Below are 20,665 nucleotides of genomic sequence, written 5' to 3'. Positions count from 1 at the left end.
GTGCCTATTTATTTACTGTAAACTTTCAAAAGCTCTTCACCTAAAAACTGTAGCTTTTCTCCAATTGAACAAGCTTCAATACAGAAGCGATGAGCTCCTGGTTTACCACGTTCTTTACGTAATTGCTGAATGACTAAGCAATCTGCGCAATACGTATCATGCAGTTCGTCTATATCCTTCATAACCGTCACTTTATCCATGTGAACTCTCGCTCCTTTCACGTCCAAAATTCACTTCCTACTATTATGAAGCGTTCATTTTGAACAAGCAACTATTTTGTTTATCCACTTCAGCAATTTTTTTCAAGCACATCACGACTAGCACATAGGTGTTTTACAGCGTATCCATGTTGTACAATTATATGGAAGTCAAATAGTAAAGTAGGGATGATATGTTAGAGGTTTATATAGATGCTGCTAGTGCAGGTAACCCTGGTCCAAGTGGCATTGGTATATTTATTAAAGGAGAGGGTCAACATATACAAATTAGTGAGTATATCGGGCTAACAAATAATCATATTGCTGAATTTACTGCTTTAGTCCGGGGACTCGAGGAAGCACAAAAGCTTAATTCTACACTTGTTTCCGTTCGCTCTGATTCTAAAATCGTTGTCGCTTCTATGGAAAAAGAATATGTGAAAAACGAGGAATTTAAACCTTTTCTGGAAAAAGCATTATGGCTCGCCAACACCTTCGATTTATTTTTTATTAAATGGGTGCCTGATTCTCAAAACAAAGCTGCTGATGCCTTGGCACGAAAAGCTATACAAAACAATAATCATTAACCAATGCATGCCACAGGACTGTTTACTATAACAGTCCCTTTTCTTTCCCCTTCTATTCAGATACTTACTATCTCCTGTTCCATTATTTTTATGAAATCAATTTTCTTACAAAGATCATACTAAATTAGCTATAAAATGCATAAAATTTTCTGATTAATCCAAAACGATATTGACATCCATTAGCCTCGGTGATATCCTTTAACACATTAGTAGTTTAGCAAACGAAAGCGATAGATTTATATAGGGGGAAATAAAGGATGAAACGTATAATCACTTTAGTTATGATGCTAACAACTGTAATTGTTTTAGCAGCATGTGGCACATCAAAAGAAAAATCAGCAGAGAAAGACCAATCTTCAGCTGATCAAGAAACCATCATTATTGGTATTGACGATAAATTTGCACCAATGGGCTTCCGTGATGATAAAAATGAAATCGTGGGATTCGATATAGATTTAGCACGTGCGGCAGCTGAGCATATGGGCGTAGAAGCTGAATTCCAACCAATCGACTGGAAAACGAAAGAGGCTGAATTACTCAGTGGACGTATTGATTTAATTTGGAACGGTTATACCATTACAGATGAGCGCAAAGAAAAAGTATTATTTACAAAGCCTTATCTTGAAAACTCTCAAGTGGTTATGACAAAAGCAGATTCTAAGATTATTAAATTAAATGATTTAGCAGGCAAAGAAGTAGGCATTCAATCTCTTTCTTCTGCTGCAGATGCATTAAATGGTAACCCTATCCATAAAGAAGTGAAAACCATTACAGAATTCTCGGATAACGTTTTAGCTTTATCAGACTTAAAAACAGGTCGTGTTGATGCCGTCGTAATTGATGCTGTTGTAGCAGAATATTACATGACACAAGAGCCTGATACATTTAAATTATTAGAGGAATCACTTGCTCCCGAACAATACGGTATTGGTGTAAAACCAGGGAACGAAGCATTATTGGAAAAACTGCAAGCTGCATTTGACAAAATGAATGAAGATGGTACAGCAGCTGACATTTCAACAAAATGGTTCGGTGAGGATAAAGTTTTAAAATAAGGACAGGATATTTATTGTAAGAGTTTCCTCTGCGAAACTCTTACTCTTTTTGGAGGGACATCACTATGGCAGATTACTGGCAAACTATGATATGGCCGATGCTAGAAGGCGCGAAAATGACAGTTATACTGTTTTTCATCGCCATTCTTATATCGATTCCATTTGGCTTTTTACTAACACTCGCAGTGAAAAGTCGTATTAAACCACTTTCTTGGCTTGCACATACGTATATTTATATCATGCGTGGTACGCCACTATTACTACAATTATTATTAATTTGCTTTGGTCTACCTATGCTGCCAGTAATCGGTGAATATTTAGTATTGGATCGTTTTGTAGCCGCATGTCTTGGCTTTATTTTAAATTACGCTGCCTACTTTGCTGAAATTTTTCGTGGTGGTTTACTCGCCATCGATAAAGGACAATATGAGGCAGCACAAGTACTCGGTTTATCAAAATGGCAAACAACAACACGTGTCATTTTGCCACAAATGTTTCGCGTAGCATTACCAGCTTTATCGAATGAATCGGTTACGCTAATTAAGGACACAGCCCTGCTCTATGCTGTAGCTGTTCCAGAATTGCTACATTTTGCACAAACAGCCGTCAATCGTGACTTTACGATTGTACCTTTCTTTATTGCTGGTGCTATTTATTTAATCATGACGCTGATCTTGACCGTATTCTTTAAATGGCTAGAAAAACGTTTTATATTTGAATAGAGGTGATCTATATGGCATTGATGGCAGTAACAAACTTAAAGAAATCTTTCAATCAAGTGGAGGTTCTTAAACAAATTTCATTTTCAGTGGAGAAGAACGATGTCATTGCGGTGATTGGTCCCTCTGGATCTGGTAAAAGTACAATGCTTCGAAGCTTAATTCATTTAGAAGAAATTGATGGTGGTAGCATTTTAGTAGATGGTGATTATCTTGTGCAGGACGGCGTTTATGCCAAGCCTCAGGAAATCAAAAACCTGACAGCTAAAATGGGGATGGTCTTTCAACATTTTAACCTATTCCCCCACTTAACAGTCCAGCAAAACCTTGAAATGGCCCCTCTCTTATTAAAACAAGAATCAGCTGAAGCCATTTCGAGCCGTTGTCTAGATTTATTGAAAAAAATTGGACTTTCCGAGAAGGCAAACGCCTATCCAGCTAATCTATCCGGTGGTCAAAAGCAACGAGTTGCAATTGCCCGTGCTTTAATGATGAACCCTCAAATTTTATTATTTGATGAGCCAACGTCTGCCTTAGATCCAGAGCTGACAGGAGAAGTATTAAAGGTCATGAAAAGCTTAGCTGAAGACCATATGACGATGATTGTCGTTACACATGAAATGGGCTTTGCGCGAGAAGTAGCCAATAAGGTTGTCTTTATGGATGATGGACAAATTATCGAATCCGACCACCCAGAAAACTTCTTTACGAACCCACAAAATGAACGGACAAAGGCATTTTTACAAAAGAACCTAAACTAAAAGGCGAGCAGACGTAACTGCTCTCCCTTTTTATTTATTATTCACAAAGCTGTCTCGTGCCAAATTTAAAAAAGCATGGATGGCAGGCGAAATCCACTTTTCTTCATGCCAAAACATTTGGGTGGCAAACGATGTGGCTGTCATATCCCATGGCAACGAGACCAGCTCCCCCCTACTCAATTCTGCTGTCACAGCCATTTCAGGTAAGATCGCGATGCCCATTCCGATTTTCGCACATTGTTTAATGGCCTCCGCACTGTTAAATTCCAATTCGGTAATTCCGCCCATACCCTTTTGTGAAAGACTCCGTTCAAAAAATGTGCGATAGGAACACCCCTTTTCCGTCAGCAAAAAGGTCTCCCCATTAAAATCTTCAATGTCCAATTCAGTACGTGAAGCTAAAGGATGATCGGGAGCTACCAAAATATAAAAGGGCTCATCCTGCATTTTTTCTCCGCAAAAGCCCATCTCTTTTTTGTCCTCATCGAGCATAAAAATAATGTCCGCGTCCCCTTCTCGCAAACTCTGTTTTAAATTCGAATGAGACAACGGCCGAAATATGAGCCGAATTCCTGGATAACGTAAGCGAAACAGACGCAAAACAGCAGGCAGACGGTACGTGCACAACGTTTCATCTGCGCTAATGACCAACGTCCCCGTCATTTCGCCCGATTGCTTAACGGCATGCTCTGCTTCTTCAATTTCATCCAATATACGGACTACATAATCTAGAAAACGTCTACCGGCATCGGTCAGAATTACTTTTTTCCCTAATCTATCCACCAGCTTAACACCGAGTTCTTCTTCTAATGCCTTCATTTGCATCGTAACCGTTGATGGAACATAGTTTTGCACTTCGGCAGTACGGCTAAAACTGAGGGTCGAAGCAAGTGTATAAAAGGTCTTTAATTGACGCAATTCCATAGTAAATTTCACCCCGTAATTCAAAAAAAATGAACATTTTATTCAAAAACGTTTCTTTGACTTAACAATAGCATTCTCGTAGAGTAATGACAAGAAAGGCCATTTAATCCATCTTTAATTACGAAAGGGAGTTTTTCACATGAGAGATTATGAACTTTATGAACTGGGAGACATTCAGCTACAATCAGGTGACATACTGCCAAATGCAGTTCTCGCCTATAAAACATATGGGACACTCAATGCAGAAAAGAATAATGTTATTGTTTATCCCACATGGTTTGCAGGTTTGCATACCGATAATGAATGGTTAATCGGAACTGGTAAGGCACTGGACCCAGAGAAGTATTTTATCATCATACCGAATATGCTTGGCAATGGATTATCCTCTTCTCCAAGTAATACACCAGCACCCTATCATCAAGCAAATTTCCCTCTCATTTCGATTTATGATAATGTGCGACTACAGCACCAATTGGTTACTCAAAAGTTTGGTATTACCAAAATAGCACTCGTAGTCGGCTGGTCGCTAGGGGCTGTACAAACCTTTCAGTGGGGAGCAAGCTACCCTGATATGGTCGAACGAATCGCTCCATTCGGAGGGACTGCCATGACCAGACCCCATGCCAGGATTGTATTTGAAGGTATGATTGCTGCCCTTCAAGCTGATTCTAGCTGGAAAAATGGTTTTTACACCGAGCAACCTAAAGTGGGATTAGCTGCCATGGGACGCGTCTATGCAGCTTGGGGCTTCTCACAGGCTTATTATTTAGAACAGCTCTATCAGCAAGAAGGCTATGAAACGCTGGAGGAATATCTCGTAGATTACTGGGATCAAGTGTTTTTAAGCTTTGACGCCAATGATCTAATCTCCATGCTACGTACTGGCATTACTGGGAATATCAGTGCCAATGCGACGTATGATGGCGATTTCGAGCTTGCATTAAGCAAGATTACAGCTCGTGCATTGGTCATGCCAGGAAGTACAGATCTTTTCTTTCCTCCAGAGAATAATAACTATGATGCACTACATATGCCAAATGCCCGCTTCCTCCCTATCGAATCGAAATGGGGACATTGTGCAGGGATTGGACAGCATGAGCCAGATTCTGAATTTATAGATCAAAACCTAAAAATGTTCCTGCTTGAATAAAAATTATTTTGCTCTTGACTTTCCCCTGCACGGGAAACTATATACTTCCATTATGATAGAGATTGGAGGTGATATTTTGTTTAAAATTAGTGTGTTTTCTAGGCTAAGCAAAGTATCCTTAAAAACATTGCGCTACTATGATCAGATTGGTCTATTAAAGCCAAGAAAGGTGGATCATGAAACCGGCTATCGTTACTATTCGGCAGACCAGCTACTTGAAATCAATCGTATTTTTATTTATAAGGAATTAGGATTCACTTTGCCACAAATCATTCATTTGCTCCATGAGGATATTACATTCAAGGATATTCAAGGGATGTTTAAGCTAAAAAAAAGTGAAATCCAACGCATTATTGATATGGAACAAGCCAAGCTTGCTCGGATTGAGGAACGTATGCAGCTTTTAGAAAGTGAGGGGCAAGTAGAAACCGTACAAGAAATCAGGATCAAGGCTGAAGATACCCAGCAGTTCCTTTCTTTGAAGGCGCACGGAAGAGAAGAAGACATTCCGGATCTATTTCGGACATTTAATCACATATTACTAAAGGAAACTCGCCAATTGACTCAAAGTCCTCAGGTCGTTTTATGGAAAGAAATAGAGGACCCAGAAGATGAGTTCGAATTTGAAGTCGGTTATTTTTTAAGCCGGGAGCTTCCATCGTATCCAGATACATTTCAATTACGAACACTTCCCTCTGAGCCGATGATGGCAACCATGACCTTTCGCTCGGATTCTCATTTTGCTAGTACAGCCTGTGTAGATTTAGCTAAATGGATTGAAAAAAACAACTATCAGATTAAAGAAAACGAACCTGGTAGGGAAATATATTTACCGTTATCTACGTCACAGAATGCACAATTAATGGAAATACAAATTCCCATTATAGAGAGAAATTAAAAAGGCGGAGGGAATTGAGTTGAAAAATAATATGATTATCTATATTTTAGCATTTGTTGTTTTTCTAATCGGAACTGTTGAGTACATTATTACAGGAGTAATTGAAATGATTGCCGTGGACTTTGGAGTAACCGTTTCTGAAGCTGGGTTATTGGTGACTGTATTTGCCCTCGCTGCGGCCATTATCGCTCCGATTCTAATCGCCCTCACAATCAATATGGACCGTAAAAAGTTACTCATTATAACTATAGGTGTGTTTATTGTCAGCAACGTACTAATGTTTATAAGTCCTGCTTATGAAGCAGCACTGTGGATACGAATTATGCAAGGGGTTAGCGGAGGAATTGCTACAGTGGTAGCCATGGCAGTAGCTACACGACTAGTTGAAAAAGAAAAAAGAGGCCGTGCAATCGGGATTATTTTGATGGGTCTAAGTAGCTCACTCGTGCTTGGTGTTCCGATCGGTACCTTTTTTAGTGAAATGTTTGGATGGAGAGTTTTGTTTATTTTGATCGGTTTATTAACGATTCTCCCATTGCTAACTGTTTATAAAAGGGTTCCAGCAATCAAAGAAGAAGAAACTGTTACCCTTAGAATGCAGCTCTCTATTTTAAAAGACCCAAAAATTCTCACTGCCCTGGCTATTACTATATTTTATATCGGTGGATACGCTACTCTATTCACGTATATTACGCCCTTCTTGCAAGCCACATCCACCCTTTCCATAACTGAAATTAGTGGCATTCTATTTCTAGCAGGAATTTGTAGCTTCATGGGATCAAGAATGGGCGGACAATTAGCAGATACAAAAGGTTCGAAATTCACCATTTATTTCGGACTGTTCTTACAGGGAGTAACCTTACTTTTATTCACGCTAGCGGGCTTCCATCTCTTTGTGTTGATCTTAGTTCTCATGATATTCATGCTAGCAACATGGAGTATTTCCCCTGCTCAGCAGTTATTTTTGGTCACCTTGGTACCTCGAAATCCAGATATTGCCCTAAGCATCAATACGTCCTTTATTCAATTTGGTTTTGCGCTAGGCTCTGGATTAGGCGGGCTTGTCATCAGCCATACCTCCGTCCTAAATTTGAATTGGGTAGGATTGGGTGCAGTAATCATTGCTTTATGTCTTGCCATCATGCTATTCAGAACATGGAATAATGGAATTGAAACCTCCATTGTGCCTAAAGAAAAATATTAATTAACCCTGATATGCTAGATAAAAATAGGTTGTTTTTTACATAATGACAATACCTTCCATTATTGATACAATTTAATAATACTTTTAATTAAAGGGGAATTCATTATGAAGAAAAAACTCATTTTTAGCACGGCACTATTATTAAGTCTTGGCTTAGCTGGATGTGGAGAGACCGCTACAAAGGATGAATCAACAAATGATTCTAAACAAGAAGCATCCGCACCAGCTGCAAAAGAAGAAGGTAAATTGACAGAAGAAAAATTCAAACAAATTAAAGATGGCATGACATACGAAGAAGTTGTAAAAATTGTTGGTGCCGAGGGCAATATTATGTCTGAAACAGGCTCAGCTGGTGAACCTCACCACACTGTTATGTACGAATTTGAAACAGATGGCGTCATGTCATCTTCTACAATGATGTTCCAAGGTGGTAAGTTAATCAATAAAGCACAATTCGGTGTTGAAACGTCTGATATCCAAATTACTCTTGACCAATTTAACAAGCTAGAAAATGGAATGACAAAAGAACAAGTATTCGATATCCTTGGTGGCGAAGGTGCGGTTCTTTCTGAATCAGGGGATATCGTTATGTATACTTATAATGGTAAATCCTTAGGTGCCAATGCCTCGTTAATGTTTCAAGGTGGTAAATTAATGAACAAAACTCAATTAGGATTAGAATAAAATCAAACCAGGTACTCATTTGAGTATCTGGTTATTTGGTTTTCTCCCTTCTTATTTAAACCATTTGTTCTCCGATTAGATCAAACTTCAGCAGGTCATTGTCTCCCCCCATCTAGCCCTAAATCATCAGAAAAAAACCATGTTCATCCCATTGTAAAAAGTCTTTGTATTGTTATTTTATTGACATCTAACTGTAATAATATGATGTTAAAATCAATTTCGTATTAAATTTTAACATTATAGGAGGAAAGAAAGCATGAAGAGCAGTAAAAAGTATAGATGGGGCATGAAATTAGCGGCATTGGCATTAAGCGCATCCGTACTTTTTTCAACAGTAGAATCAGCATCAGCTGCGACCTATACCGTTCAATCTGGTGATTCCTTATGGAAGATTGCCAATCATCACGGTGTATCCTATCAAACATTGATGAACTTAAATCATTTATCGTCTTCCAATATTTATGTTGGACAAAAATTAACGATCCATCAACAACTGTCTACCACACCGAACGCGTCGTCCAAATTACTTCAGGTCGCCAAGCAACAATTAGGTGTCAAATATACATTTGGTGGGGTAAAACCGAGCACAGGCTTTGACTGCTCAGGCTATATCACCTATGTCTTTAATCAAGCTGGTAAGTCAACACCACGTAAAACGGCAGCTGGATTTTATCAGTCCGCTAAAAAAGTAAGTTCACCTCAAGTCGGAGATATCGTGTTTTTTGCTAATACATATAAAGCAGGAATTTCTCATGCCGGCATCTATATTGGCAATAATCAAATGATCAATGCTAGTAATGGAGGCGTTACTATTGCTAATATAAATAACGCCTATTGGAAAAAACATTTCGTTGGCTATGGTCGTTTATAATAAAAGCAAAAAACAGTTGGGTGTGTCCCAACTGTTTTACTATATATTCACTACTTTTTTCGGCTTTATCTTTGCAAGACGTAGGAGATAAATGATAAAGACCACTCCTAATAATCCGGCTCCTGATAAGTAAACAGAAGCATACCCTGCCTGTACGGCTACCATTCCTAATATATAAGAACCTAGGGCAATTCCAAGATCAAACATCGTGAAATAGGTTGCTGTTGCGTAACCGCTTCGTTGGATGGCTGTTGATTGAACGGCTAAAGCTTGTAAGCTAGTTGTTACTGCTCCGTAGCCAAAGCCTACAAAAATAGCTGCACTCAAAAATAAGATAGGTCCTTCAACGAAGGCTAACATGATAAGTCCGATAGCAAAAGAGATAATACCAGGAAGTATGACAAATTGAGGCCCCTTTGTATCATAAATTTTACCTGTATATGGACGTGTAATTAACATAGCTGCTGCAAACATGGCATAAAAAAGACTGGCAACTGCCATTAAATCTTTCTGCTGTGCATAAACCGATAAAAATGATAAAACACTTGCATAGGAAAAAGCTACTAAACTAGCGATGGCTGCAACGGGCAAAGCCTTACGCTCAAATAAATCGTGGAAGGTGAACGTTAATTTCCCTTTATGTGTTGGCTGCGGTAAATCGTCGGTATTAACCGTTAATGCTAAAATGCCCCCAGCTAATATACAAATACTCATGATAATAAATAACACGTTAAAAGTGCTATATTGAATTAATAAGAGGCCGATAAATGGCCCAATGACAACAGCTAGATTGGTAGACATCGTGAAATACCCTAAGCCTGCCCCTTTTCGCTTAGCTGGTACAATATCTGCAGCTAATGATCCTGCGGCTGTTGTAATAATACTAAAGAAAATCCCCTGAATAAAACGAAGACCAAGTAAAAGTCCAAATGGATGTATGAATAAATATAAAACAGTACAAATAAAATAGCCGGCTATGGATAGCACTAGCAATTTTTTTTTTCCAAACACATCTAATAATTTACCTGAAAATGGACGCACAATAATCGCTGAAAGTAAAAAACCTGACAATAATAAGCCAGCTTCCTTATCCGTTTGGTGTAGTTCACCGATGGCATAAAGCGGCAAAGTCGTAACTAGCCCATAGAAAACAAAAAAGACTGAGATATTTGTTAAAAAGAGACTAATGAACCGCTTTGTCCATATTTGTGTATTTTCCTCTTGCTGCATGTCAATCAACCTTTCATTTTTTCCAGTAATATCATAAACTGCTGCTGTTCCTCAGCCGTCAGTGATCCTACCATTTCTTCCTCAAACGCTAAAATCGTTTCTGTAATGGCTGGTAAGCGCTCATTGGCCTGTGCAGTTAAGGTTACAATTTTTTCACGCTTATCCTCCCCGTCTAATCGTTCCACCCAGCCTAAAGTTTCTAATCGTGTGATAGCTCTTGTAATGCTTGGTGCCTCTACATTTAAATATTTCCATATTTGCGTTAAGGTCATAGGCCCGTTTTTATGTAAACAATATAAAATGGTCCACTGTGAGCTATATAAATGATGCTGCTTCAAAACTTCATTTAAGCAGTTCGTTAAATACCGGCTTTTTTGGAATAAAGCATGGAATATTGGATTCATCTGGTCTACCTCCTAAAATTATTTACCTAGCTAAATAAACTATACGCTTCATTTTTTTCTTTGTAAAGTAACTAATTTGGCAAAGGTCGTTCTATGTTTGCAGGAAATTTTTTGCATATGTCGAATTAAGCAAGGAGATTCACAATGAAAAGGAGATGGAATCATGGGGAAAAAGGTTTTAATACTAGCAGGAGATGCAGTAGAAGCTTTAGAGATTTTTTATCCTTATTATCGTTGTCTTGAGGCAGGTTTTGATGTCACAATTGCTGCACCATCCGCAAAGAAATTACAAACTGTCTTACATGACTTTGTAGAGGGCGTCGATACGTATATTGAACGTCCTGCCTATGGCTTAGAGGCACATGCTTCTTTTGCAGATGTTGATCCATCACAATTTGATGGATTAATAATTCCAGGTGGTAGGGCGCCAGAATATATTCGTTTAAATGAGCATGTACCAACACTTGTTAGCCATTTCTTTGAAACCAATAAACCGATTGCCGCTGTTTGTCACGCAGCACAAATTTTTGCAACCATCCCCGATATACTAAAAGGGCGCGAACTAACAGCCTATATTGCCTGCAAGCCTGAAGTCCAAATAGCAGGAGCCACTTACATTGATGCCAATCTTCACACAGATGGAAACTTAATAAGCGGACATGCGTGGCCAGATTTACCAGGGCTTATGCGTGAATTTATTCAAAAATTAGAGGGATAAGCATTGAGGATGCCTAAACATAGGCATCCCCTTTTTTATGACTGGCTTTCCTGTAATTCAATTTTTTCTACTTCTTGCGTTGAGGTAAGATAGCTAATTCTTACATGAACTCCAAATTCTTTGTCAGGTTGCTTCAGCCAAAGCTTAAATTTTTCAATGGTTGACGCCCCATGTACTTCCTTGCCCTCATGTAAATAATCCACAATCTTGGCATGAGGATACTTCCCCTTCACTTCTTCTACCGCCATCTTTCCCCACTTCGCATAGGCAGGTGTTTCTTGCTGTGCCAAAACCATCTCAGGGATATGTAATGGCACGGCAAACAGAAGTCCAAGCATTACATACACTTTTTTCACAGAAAACCCTCCTCATTAGACGGTATAGAATGATGAACCAAGTAAAAAATAAGAGCTCCAAAAGCTTTTACTTATGGAGCTGAAGTGTTTATTGTTTTGGCTGTTGAGGATTATTATGAATGACTTGGTTGAACTCTGCTGAGTATTCTTCCCGATCATTCTTTTTATGTGTATCCTCTTTCTTTTTCTTTTTAAAGCTTGTTTTTCTTTTCTTCGCCATTGCTTACACCTCCAAATAATAATTAGCTTTTTTTATTGGATTGTTGATTTTTATCATGATTCGTTTTATTGTTTTTATTTTTGGCCTTCGCATCAAATTCTGCCGCGAACTCCTCATTCAAGTTGTCATTCGGGTTGTTATTATTACTATTACTTCTATCGAGGTCTTTGCTTTTGTAGGTGCCAAAAGGATTATGCGTTCTGGCATTCATTGTTTTTTTGCTGTTTTTATTATTTCGGTTGCCCACAGATATCACCTCCTACCTATAATTTGCTCATGTACTACCGTTTATATGAGGTCTTTTTTTCGGGCATTTTTGTAAAAAAAAAATGAACACCACTAACTCCCGTTAGTCATGTTCATTCTTATCTGTCTTTAAACAATTGTATATTCCGTTATATTCAATAATGCTCCCACAGCTCCAGAAAAGCCATGATCATTAATAAAGACAGGTGTATGCTTTTTCGTGCGTGTATAATTGGCAATTACGCGGGTAAGATGCTCATTATTGCTGAGAGTCGATCCAATATAGACGATATGCTGTGTATTTTTTTCCTCGGCATATTGAATACTTAATGTTGTAATCACTTCGCCAACGAGTCCCTGTACAGTGGCAATAATATCCTCAGCAGGATGCTTCAATGATTGTGTAATGCCCACTTTACCAAAATTACTAGCAGTTAAATGACCATCAATCGGTGTGTCCATTCCTTGGTAAATGTCCTTGACCAATAAATCGATACTTTCTCGATTACCGTTAGCAGCCATTTCACGAATTTCATTATAGTCTGTAATGCCTGTTGTAAGCGCTGACAATCCTATTAATGTACCGCCACCAACGCCTGTCCCACCAACGCGTATATGTGTATTATCTTCCATATAATGTATAGAAGTTCCTGTTCCGATATTAGTAATCATACTACGTTCAAACAAGTAGCCTTCTTTATTTAATAAAAAACGAACACCTTTTAATGTAGCTTCAAATTCTACTATATAATGAATCGATTTCATCGTTTTAATGACATCAAGTAATTGTTCTGTACGTCCCCCCGTAACACCAATATCCTCAATATCTGGATGATCAATAATCCAATTTTTCACAGACAGCAAATCATTTGACGGGAAGGTTGTTAGAATAAGTTCATTGTCTTCATCTAAATAAGCAACCTTTGTCAATGTGCCACCTGCATCAATACCTATAGCCTTTGGCATACTATTCTCCTTTGTGTTTATTACGTAATCTCATCTACCTAATGACCATTACGCTAGTAGTCAGGCAACTATTTAAGTTTCATGCCTTCATTGGTGTCAAGGATTTTGCAAGGAGTTTTTTGTGTGCCAAAATCCTGACTAACTAGTTATTATACGAAACCATAATGCTTCGTACAGTCCCCCAAATCTTGTAATGACATTTTCGCCCTTTCTAAACTTTAACGCTGTTGAAATGATTGTGCAATAACTTCATAAACAATCATGAAAAAAACACGAAAATTATCAAAATTTTTCTAATCAACAGCGGGATCTTGACGAATTATAATACTTTAACATCATTCTACTAAAAAAACAAAAAAAGTGAAAATGCACTGCTTGAACACAGGCATTTCCACTTTCTTATTCTTTACTATTAATTAACGAGCTGAATAACCACCATCAATAACTAACTCAGCACCTGTAATATAAGAGGCTTCATCGGATGCTAAAAATAAGATTGCATTTGCTACTTCTTCTGGTTGACCAAGACGTCCCATTGGCGTAGTTTTTACTAACATATCCATAGCTTCTTTTGCTTCCGATAATTTTGCTGTCATCGGTGTTTCAATAACACCTGGGAATACCGTATTGACACGGACATTGAAAGCACCAAGCTCGGAAGCTGCTGCACGAGCGATCGCACGTAAAGAACCTTTAGATGCCGTATATGCATTGAAGCCTGCACCAATAATCGCCGTGTAAGATGATGTATTAACGATTGAGCCCTTTCCTGCTTCCTTCATATATTTAGCTGCATGTTTTATGCCAAGGAATGGACCAAAAGCATTGATATTATGCATGATTGTCCAGTCCGCTTGTGTAATTTCATCTGGACCTTTTTCGGAAGAAATACCAGCATTGTTAATTAAAATATCAATACGGCCATATTTTTCGACAATCGCTTTTGTCACTTCTGCCCAGTTTTCGTCAGAAGAAACATCTAATTTCATACCCTCTACATTTTCTAGCTCTGAAATTTTCGCTAGGTTCTCCTCGTTAATATCCGCTGCAATGACTGTAGCCCCTTCTTGTGCAAACAATTTTGCCATCGCTGCCCCCATTCCAGATGCTCCACCTGTAATCATTGCGATTTTATTATTTAAACGTCCCATTACTTTATACTTCCTCTCACTTGAAATTTGTCTGTCGTACTAGTATAAACCGACACTTTTAGACCACAATAAAAGTATATGTCTAAATAGTTTACTATTAAACTATATCATTTTTAGTAACCGTTTTCAAAGAATATCTCCATAATCATGAACAATCTGTTTTATCTTTCCCCATTTTTACGATACGATATACTATAGATGTGGAACCATTTGAACGGAGGAATACAAGTGAAAGATCAAAAAAGACTTTATAAAGAGGCGATGCAAGTTTTAAAAGACACAAGTCGCACTTTTTATATACCTATCACTTTCTTAAAAAATGATTTAAAGGTATCGGTAGCAGCTGCCTATTTAGCAATGCGCGCCATTGATGAAATAGAAGATCATGAACAGCTTTCCAATGATGTAAAGTTTGATTTATTATCAGTAACTAGTGACCTTTTAAAGGACACATTTAATGATGAGGCATATCAAGAATTGTTAGCGCCTTATGCGGCACAGTTACCTGAGGTAACCCTCCGCTTAGCAGATTGGCTAACATTCTGCCCTGAGGAATCACGAAAAATTGTCCAAGCCTCTACAAGTGAAATGGCCTTTGGTATGGCGAAGTGGTCTAAAGCTAATTGGCAGGTGCATACACGCGAGGATTTAGATGATTATACATACTACGTAGCAGGGCTTGTTGGGACAATGCTGTCTGAGCTTTGGGCGTGGGGTGCAGACATTCAAACAGATCGAGATTTAGCAATTGGCTATGGTCGAGGTCTCCAGGCTGTCAATATTTTACGCAATCAGCATGAGGATATGGATGAGCGTGGCGTAAGTTTCGTTCCTGACGGCTGGACACGCGAGGACTTATTTGCTTATGCAGAGGAAAATCTCGCAAAAGCTGATCTTTATATGAAAGATATTAATAAACGCACCGTATTATTATTTTGTCGATTACCACTTGCATTAGCGCATAAAACATTGAAAGCCATGCAAGATGGTCGTGAAAAAATTACACGAACAGAGGTTGAACAAACGGTCGAAGAGGTACAGGCTGACTGATGAGTGGCCTGCATTTCTAGCATAACCCAATAAGATGCACAACCTATAAAACCCCTGCATGAGAATTTTCTCGTACAGGGGTTCCTTTTTGAGCAGCACTTATTATAAAGGTTTGCGTTACGCAAAGGTCAATCGCTAGTTTCAGGTATTTTTTAATGAAAAACCTCCATAAAAATTATGGACAATCCCCCATTGTTTTAGCATACTTTCAAAGCTTCAACTCACAAAAAAAAACAAAGCAGCTTACAAAAAAATACTCCCCATAGATAAACAGATGTTTTTGTCTGCCTACCTAATGGGGAGCATCTTACACTCTTAGGGGTTTCTTTGCTTAAATAGTAGCAAGAAGTTGCACAATAATTTCATAGCTAAAAAAGACTGAGAGCATTGTTAACAATGTAAACACTACTTTTTCAACTTTACTACCTGTTTTTGTAGTAAGTGGTAGACGCACCGAAATGGATACTGGGAAAAATAGTTTAACACCCTTTTTGGTCCCCATATCCAGTAAAACATGACTTGCCATCCCTAATAAAATACCTATTGTAATGGATTTATACGGTATAAATGTATGTAGTAGCATCCCCATCAAAAATAAAAACAGTAAACTATGTGTAAAGGAACGATGTCCAAACAACGAATTAACCATTTTTGAAATGATGGGAAGCTTCCTTCCGATTTTGCTACCACCATGGCAAATATCTGGAAGTAATGCACCGATAACGCCTGCCCCTACCAAAACAAGCGGATTATCATTAGAAATTTGTGCAAAGGCTAAACTTGCTGTAATGCCCCCAACAATATGGGTATTCCCTTGCATAAATTACTTCCACCCTTCTTACGCATTTTGCGAACCTTCTTAATGTAACATACATATGCCCAAAAGGGAACATACATTCCGAACGTACGATCTAAAATATTTTCATCCAATAATTGTATAGCCATAAAATATATGGTTAAAAATAAGAATGGAGGTTATTTATGAAAGCGTATAGAGGACAACTACTTATTATATTGGCGATGGGAAGTAGCGCATGCCTTTGGTATTTTGCTACACCGCTGACACCCATTCATCCACTGAACAAGCTTGCCCATATTATTGGAGGCTTAGCGATTACAGGACTCTTCCTTGTGTTTCTTTTCTCTACAAGAATGAAAATATTAGAGCGCTGGTTCCATGGGCTAGAGCGCCTAAATTTTTATCATAAAGTTTTGGCCATGTTTTCACTTGCGTTCATCATTATCCATGGACAATTGCAAAAAATGGTTCCCGATGAAGATCTGCCACAAACATCTTTTCGTGAATGGGCGAAAGAGCTTGGTGAGTTCGCACAATATGGCTTTATTATTCTGATCGCCCTCGCATTCCTAGCAAAATTTTTAAAATATGAGCATTGGCGTTGGCTACACCGCTTATTGCTGCTTCCTTATACATTGGGCATTTACCATACTTATTTTTCGAGCGAATATGATTTATTACAGCCTTCAGCATTAGGTATTTTCACAGCTCTTACGACAACCATTGGATTTATGTCTGCCCTGTATATGATGACTATGTATCAAGATATGTTCTTCCCGTATAACGGAACTATTTCCAACATTCAAAAATTGAATGCCCATGTTATCGAATTAGAGCTAACCCTCACGAAAAAACTTCATTACCGCCCTGGACAATTTCTCTTTCTAAAAATCTTTCAGGAAGGCATTGAAAAAGCACCACACCCCTTCTCTATTTCTGGTGGGGATGGAGTAACAATTAGGGTGACAATCAAAGCTGTCGGCGATTTTACAAAGCAGGTCTACAATGAAATACAAGTGGATACCCCTGTTGCCATTGATGGTCCTTTTGGTCATTTTGACTTTGCCAAAGGAGCCAATCAACAACTTTGGATTGCTGGGGGCATTGGCATTACGCCATTTATCGCCTATTTGCAAACAAAGCCAACTAAGAAAATCGATTTATATTATTCCTTTCATGGTGTAGATAATATTGTTTATAAAGATTTTTTACTGGACTATGCGCAATCCAATGAGCAATTTACGGTCACTTTTATAGATACATCTCAGGTGGACAGACTTTCTTTTGTCCAGCTGACCATACCAGCTCATACAAGTATTTATCTATGTGGACCCGAAAAAATGATGAAGCACTTCAAATCGTCCGCTCCTACTAGCCATATAGAATGGGAGGCATTTAAATTAAGATAGTGAGGGTTGCCCTTCAGACTGTAGACAAGCTCAAAAAAGTTGAGTGGATCTATAGTCTTTTTTAGCGATTATCACTACGGCTGGACAGTTTCGAGCTACATCCCTCCCATCAGAAAATATCCCATCTATCCACGACCTCAACTACCACTTTTCCCACAGGATTCCCCATCCTTCGTTCCAATACATATTTTATTCTATCAAAAGCATGAAAAATGCAGTTGTTGCTTCTTGCAAATTTTGAGCTTGATGCGTCATGACATTTAGGCGATCACCACCTCATCAAAAATCCTATATTCAAGACTCTTTAATTCGAGCAATTTACTTGGAATTTGAAATCATTTATCGTATAGTAAAAACGCATCTTATAATGAAGGAGTCAAAATAAATGACAGTGACAAAAAGCAATTTATATAAAGTTATGCATGACCGTAAATCTGTTCGTAAATACGACGAAAATTATAAAATTCCTCAAGAACAACTAGAGGAACTACTAGTAGAAGCCACTTCTGCACCATCTTCAAGTAACTTACAGCCATGGCGCTTTATAGTCATTCAAGATGAGGCAATGAAAAAAGAGTTACGTGCCATTGCTAACAATCAAGAGCAAGTGGAAACTTCCTCAGCTGTTATTGCTGTCCTAGGCGATACAAAAATGTACGAAAATGCTGAATCGATCTTTACAAAAAATTTCGATCTTGGTTATATTAATGAAGCAACAAAGGATTTAATGATTAATAATTCAATGAACTTATATTCTCAGCTTCCTCAGGAGGTTTTAAAGAATATCGTTACATTTGATGCTGGACTCATTTCCATGCAGATCATGCTTTTAGCAAAAGACATGGGCTATGATACAGTACCAATGGGCGGCTTCAATAAAGAAGCCTTCACCAAACATTTTGAATTAGCGGATCATATCGTACCCGTTATTTTAATTGCGATTGGTAAAGCAGCAGCCCCTGCCTATAATTCTTCACGTATTGAGCTAGAGCATATCGCCAAATTCATGTAATACATGTAAAATTGTCACCTTTCTATATGGGAAGGTGACTTTTTTCTGAATAAAATGGCATGTCAGATACCACTACAAACATAGGATAGTAATGTTTGTGAGCAGTACAAGGTGAAAAACTTTAAAAATGATTCTCCTAAACTAGCATATTCATTTTCCCAAGGATATTTTTTGCATTTCTTTCATTCATTACTCAAAAAATCATCATAAAAGAATGAATAAAAATTTTCTTTCTAGTACATTTGTGCCGTTTCTACTAAAAATTACATATAAATGGTTGTAGATTAAACATAATAGGATTGGTATCATTAGGAGGTATTTTCTTAAGAAGGGAGGTTTTTCTGATGGACTATAATTATTATAACTCTGATTTGGATGCAGCCATGGGAGGCTTATTTATTATCGTAATTTTAGCATCTCTAGTTCTTGGGCTAATCGCCTACATTATTAGTGCACTCATTTATTTTATGACATCTAAAACAAATGGTTTTGGAGATGTAGCCTATATTGCTTGGATTCCTATCATTAATGTATACAGCCTTTTCCTACTGACTGCCGGTGGAGATAATCGAGAATCGATTCGTGCAACAGCTCTAAAAAATACCCTTATTTATGCAGGCTTGTTTATCGTTTCGTTTATACCAGTTATCGGTTTACTCGCATCTATAGGTATGGTGGGCTTTACATTGTATTTCACATATCGCCTATTCTATCGCTGGTGTGGTGAAACTGGTAAGGCTGTACTTTACACGATTCTAATGGTTATTACAGGCGGGTTGTTCTTTGCTATTTACGGTTTAATGCGAATGAACAGACCATTCGCTGTCTAGTTCACTATCCTAAAACCTCTTTAAGTCTTCAGACTAAAGAGGTTTTTTGGCATATTTTCACATAATAATCCCACATAGATTTAGGAATACCTTTTAATGCTAGGGTGCCATTATAGATTAAATATCGAATTCTATATTCTAAATAAAAGATGTTTGGCGATTCATCCATTCTAGCAAGTAGCTCTAAAAGAAATGTTCCAGTTTGAATAAAATCCACATGTCCCTGTTCCTGATGTATTTCTTTTAGCCTCTTCACGATGAGAGAGTCATAAAAATTTTCAGACACCTCTTGAATATGCTGTTGCTCCCATTGACGAAGCACTGCCGTTGATTCTGCCAGACCTTCCCATTGCTGTAGAAATTTTAGACGTTCTTTTACTGATAATCTCTTTTTTTCATACAGATTTGGATTCCACTGACGTTCGATCACTTGCTGTCCATTTGTATGTATAAGAAATATTTCATTGTGTTGATCACGCAATAAATAGAGGAAAAACCGAAGCCCACATTGTTCTTCTATATTGTCCCCACACCAAATATAGATAGGTAGGTGACTCGGAATATCCCGTATCTCTCGAATTGCCTCTTTTAATTTATTATGACCAACAAAGTTATCCACCTCATCATTACTATTTTCCATTAACCACTTTTGGCGGCATGCTTGTCCTCTTTCTTCATCAAGCTTCCACAGCGGTCCGATAGACAAATCCTCTGGAAAGCCAATGACATATTTAGGCGGAGCAAGTGCCACTCGTAAGGAGCCTGCTGCAATTCTGAGCAAACAATATGTACAACTTGGGCAGTTGTTGTCATCATACTCTTTCTTTGAAGCTGAATATAATCATTAATGGTGTCTACCAAATGACTAAGGTGTTCCGCCGCAACCCAAAAAGACCATCCCTCTTTAGGATCACTTTGTTCATGCCGAAATGTTGTAAATGGCTCTGATGGCAGAAGCTCATACCCCTCCCATTCTCCCTTTTCCACGACATTTGCTAATGTGATGTAATCGAGTGTTTGAATTTTATATACAAGCACCTGATTGCGTTCGTACAAAAAATAGATAAATGGATAGTGCTTCATTGTTTCCATATTCTTGGTCTCCTTTTCAATTTATAGAATCATGACAATCTCTTCCATTATTTATTAAAAAAGCAGCTAGCCTATACAAGAAGTATGTTATTATTATAGTTAGAAAATTTTGAATTTCTGTCAAGTAAAGGG

26 protein-coding genes are annotated in these 20,665 nt (G+C 38.0%); 14 read left to right on the top strand and 12 right to left on the bottom strand.

What is annotated here, in order from left to right:
- Positions 1 to 8 precede the first annotated feature (8 nt).
- The gene (locus AC1Q6O_RS06690) at positions 9 to 200 is read right to left on the bottom strand and encodes a zinc-finger domain-containing protein (RefSeq protein ID WP_012293843.1); all 192 of its coding nucleotides are present in this window, start codon (positions 198 to 200) and stop codon (positions 9 to 11) included.
- Positions 201 to 391: 191 nt separating this feature from the next.
- On the opposite strand from AC1Q6O_RS06690, the gene AC1Q6O_RS06685 reads away from it, so the two are divergent.
- The 4 genes from AC1Q6O_RS06685 (at position 392) to AC1Q6O_RS06670 (ending at position 3,319) form a co-directional block, all read left to right on the top strand.
- A complete protein-coding gene (locus AC1Q6O_RS06685) occupies positions 392 to 784 on the top strand; it encodes a ribonuclease HI family protein (RefSeq protein ID WP_089985051.1) in 393 nt (130 codons plus the stop codon).
- Positions 785 to 1,041: 257 nt separating this feature from the next.
- The gene (locus tag AC1Q6O_RS06680) at positions 1,042 to 1,839 is read left to right on the top strand and encodes an amino acid ABC transporter substrate-binding protein (RefSeq protein ID WP_090001779.1); all 798 of its coding nucleotides are present in this window, start codon (positions 1,042 to 1,044) and stop codon (positions 1,837 to 1,839) included.
- A gap of 65 nt (positions 1,840 to 1,904) precedes the next feature.
- Positions 1,905 to 2,561 carry an amino acid ABC transporter permease gene (locus AC1Q6O_RS06675; RefSeq protein ID WP_089985054.1) on the top strand — a complete coding sequence of 219 codons (657 nt, stop codon included), beginning with the start codon at positions 1,905 to 1,907 and terminating at the stop codon, positions 2,559 to 2,561.
- Positions 2,562 to 2,572: 11 nt separating this feature from the next.
- Positions 2,573 to 3,319, top strand: a complete 747-nt coding sequence (locus tag AC1Q6O_RS06670; RefSeq protein WP_342532482.1) for an amino acid ABC transporter ATP-binding protein — start codon at positions 2,573 to 2,575, stop codon at positions 3,317 to 3,319.
- A 30-nt stretch (positions 3,320 to 3,349) separates the two neighbouring features.
- On the opposite strand, the gene AC1Q6O_RS06665 is transcribed toward AC1Q6O_RS06670, so the two are convergent.
- Complete coding sequence (locus AC1Q6O_RS06665) at positions 3,350 to 4,243, bottom strand: LysR family transcriptional regulator (RefSeq protein ID WP_342532481.1); 894 nt, start codon at positions 4,241 to 4,243, stop codon at positions 3,350 to 3,352.
- 139 nt (positions 4,244 to 4,382) lie between these two features.
- Between AC1Q6O_RS06665 and AC1Q6O_RS06660 the strand changes: the two genes are divergently transcribed.
- From AC1Q6O_RS06660 to AC1Q6O_RS06640, 5 genes are all read left to right on the top strand, one after another.
- The gene (locus AC1Q6O_RS06660) at positions 4,383 to 5,393 is read left to right on the top strand and encodes an alpha/beta fold hydrolase (protein ID WP_239354450.1); all 1,011 of its coding nucleotides are present in this window, start codon (positions 4,383 to 4,385) and stop codon (positions 5,391 to 5,393) included.
- A 76-nt stretch (positions 5,394 to 5,469) separates the two neighbouring features.
- A complete protein-coding gene (locus AC1Q6O_RS06655; protein WP_043990832.1) occupies positions 5,470 to 6,291 on the top strand; it encodes a MerR family transcriptional regulator in 822 nt (273 codons plus the stop codon).
- Between the two features lie 19 nt (positions 6,292 to 6,310).
- A complete protein-coding gene (locus AC1Q6O_RS06650; RefSeq protein ID WP_043990831.1) occupies positions 6,311 to 7,495 on the top strand; it encodes an MFS transporter in 1,185 nt (394 codons plus the stop codon).
- A 105-nt stretch (positions 7,496 to 7,600) separates the two neighbouring features.
- Entirely contained in the window at positions 7,601 to 8,179 is a 579-nt protein-coding gene (locus AC1Q6O_RS06645) for a DUF3862 domain-containing protein (RefSeq protein ID WP_008181814.1), read from the top strand.
- Positions 8,180 to 8,435: 256 nt separating this feature from the next.
- Positions 8,436 to 9,050, top strand: coding sequence for a C40 family peptidase (locus tag AC1Q6O_RS06640; protein ID WP_239354449.1), 615 nt, complete (start codon positions 8,436 to 8,438; stop codon positions 9,048 to 9,050).
- A gap of 39 nt (positions 9,051 to 9,089) precedes the next feature.
- On the opposite strand, the gene AC1Q6O_RS06635 is transcribed toward AC1Q6O_RS06640, so the two are convergent.
- Both AC1Q6O_RS06635 and AC1Q6O_RS06630 read right to left on the bottom strand, forming a co-directional pair.
- A complete protein-coding gene (locus AC1Q6O_RS06635; protein ID WP_089985175.1) occupies positions 9,090 to 10,280 on the bottom strand; it encodes an MFS transporter in 1,191 nt (396 codons plus the stop codon).
- Between the two features lie 5 nt (positions 10,281 to 10,285).
- The gene (locus AC1Q6O_RS06630; protein ID WP_008181866.1) at positions 10,286 to 10,684 is read right to left on the bottom strand and encodes a MarR family winged helix-turn-helix transcriptional regulator; all 399 of its coding nucleotides are present in this window, start codon (positions 10,682 to 10,684) and stop codon (positions 10,286 to 10,288) included.
- A gap of 163 nt (positions 10,685 to 10,847) precedes the next feature.
- Between AC1Q6O_RS06630 and AC1Q6O_RS06625 the strand changes: the two genes are divergently transcribed.
- The gene (locus AC1Q6O_RS06625; RefSeq protein WP_089985061.1) at positions 10,848 to 11,402 is read left to right on the top strand and encodes a DJ-1/PfpI family protein; all 555 of its coding nucleotides are present in this window, start codon (positions 10,848 to 10,850) and stop codon (positions 11,400 to 11,402) included.
- A 35-nt stretch (positions 11,403 to 11,437) separates the two neighbouring features.
- Here the strand turns inward: AC1Q6O_RS06625 and AC1Q6O_RS06620 are convergent, their stop codons facing one another.
- The 5 genes from AC1Q6O_RS06620 to AC1Q6O_RS06600 all read right to left on the bottom strand — a co-directional run bounded on the left by AC1Q6O_RS06620 (position 11,438) and on the right by AC1Q6O_RS06600 (position 14,341).
- Entirely contained in the window at positions 11,438 to 11,758 is a 321-nt protein-coding gene (locus AC1Q6O_RS06620) for a DUF3889 domain-containing protein (protein WP_008181862.1), read from the bottom strand.
- Between the two features lie 88 nt (positions 11,759 to 11,846).
- Positions 11,847 to 11,978: a hypothetical protein gene (locus AC1Q6O_RS06615; RefSeq protein WP_004269370.1), complete on the bottom strand. Its 132-nt coding sequence runs from the start codon at positions 11,976 to 11,978 to the stop codon at positions 11,847 to 11,849.
- 22 nt (positions 11,979 to 12,000) lie between these two features.
- On the bottom strand, positions 12,001 to 12,225 hold the full coding sequence (locus tag AC1Q6O_RS06610; RefSeq protein WP_025115069.1) for a hypothetical protein: 225 nt from the start codon (positions 12,223 to 12,225) through the stop codon (positions 12,001 to 12,003).
- A gap of 128 nt (positions 12,226 to 12,353) precedes the next feature.
- Complete coding sequence (gene coaW, locus AC1Q6O_RS06605; protein WP_089985063.1) at positions 12,354 to 13,190, bottom strand: type II pantothenate kinase; 837 nt, start codon at positions 13,188 to 13,190, stop codon at positions 12,354 to 12,356.
- A 416-nt stretch (positions 13,191 to 13,606) separates the two neighbouring features.
- The gene (locus AC1Q6O_RS06600; RefSeq protein WP_008181884.1) at positions 13,607 to 14,341 is read right to left on the bottom strand and encodes an SDR family NAD(P)-dependent oxidoreductase; all 735 of its coding nucleotides are present in this window, start codon (positions 14,339 to 14,341) and stop codon (positions 13,607 to 13,609) included.
- Between the two features lie 228 nt (positions 14,342 to 14,569).
- On the opposite strand from AC1Q6O_RS06600, the gene AC1Q6O_RS06595 reads away from it, so the two are divergent.
- On the top strand, positions 14,570 to 15,391 hold the full coding sequence (locus AC1Q6O_RS06595) for a squalene/phytoene synthase family protein (RefSeq protein ID WP_239354448.1): 822 nt from the start codon (positions 14,570 to 14,572) through the stop codon (positions 15,389 to 15,391).
- Between the two features lie 331 nt (positions 15,392 to 15,722).
- Here the strand turns inward: AC1Q6O_RS06595 and AC1Q6O_RS06590 are convergent, their stop codons facing one another.
- Positions 15,723 to 16,211, bottom strand: coding sequence for a metal-dependent hydrolase (locus tag AC1Q6O_RS06590; protein ID WP_008181459.1), 489 nt, complete (start codon positions 16,209 to 16,211; stop codon positions 15,723 to 15,725).
- A gap of 161 nt (positions 16,212 to 16,372) precedes the next feature.
- On the opposite strand from AC1Q6O_RS06590, the gene AC1Q6O_RS06585 reads away from it, so the two are divergent.
- From AC1Q6O_RS06585 to AC1Q6O_RS06575, 3 genes are all read left to right on the top strand, one after another.
- Positions 16,373 to 17,599 (top strand): ferredoxin reductase family protein, encoded by a 1,227-nt coding sequence (locus AC1Q6O_RS06585; protein ID WP_239354446.1) that lies wholly within the window; start codon positions 16,373 to 16,375, stop codon positions 17,597 to 17,599.
- A gap of 385 nt (positions 17,600 to 17,984) precedes the next feature.
- Entirely contained in the window at positions 17,985 to 18,611 is a 627-nt protein-coding gene (locus tag AC1Q6O_RS06580; RefSeq protein ID WP_089985068.1) for a nitroreductase family protein, read from the top strand.
- Between the two features lie 344 nt (positions 18,612 to 18,955).
- Positions 18,956 to 19,441, top strand: coding sequence for a hypothetical protein (locus AC1Q6O_RS06575; RefSeq protein ID WP_008181464.1), 486 nt, complete (start codon positions 18,956 to 18,958; stop codon positions 19,439 to 19,441).
- A gap of 28 nt (positions 19,442 to 19,469) precedes the next feature.
- On the opposite strand, the gene AC1Q6O_RS06570 is transcribed toward AC1Q6O_RS06575, so the two are convergent.
- Positions 19,470 to 20,192 carry a DUF1835 domain-containing protein gene (locus AC1Q6O_RS06570; protein WP_239354444.1) on the bottom strand — a complete coding sequence of 241 codons (723 nt, stop codon included), beginning with the start codon at positions 20,190 to 20,192 and terminating at the stop codon, positions 19,470 to 19,472.
- Entirely contained in the window at positions 20,081 to 20,533 is a 453-nt protein-coding gene (locus tag AC1Q6O_RS06565) for a hypothetical protein (RefSeq protein ID WP_237068760.1), read from the bottom strand. The genes AC1Q6O_RS06570 and AC1Q6O_RS06565 overlap by 112 nt, the downstream gene beginning before the upstream one ends.
- Between the last annotated feature and the right edge of the window lie 132 nt (positions 20,534 to 20,665).

This window comes from Lysinibacillus sp. GW823-FHT06C08 (genome assembly GCF_058795135.1).
This window is presented reverse-complemented; position numbering and strand designations above follow the sequence as displayed.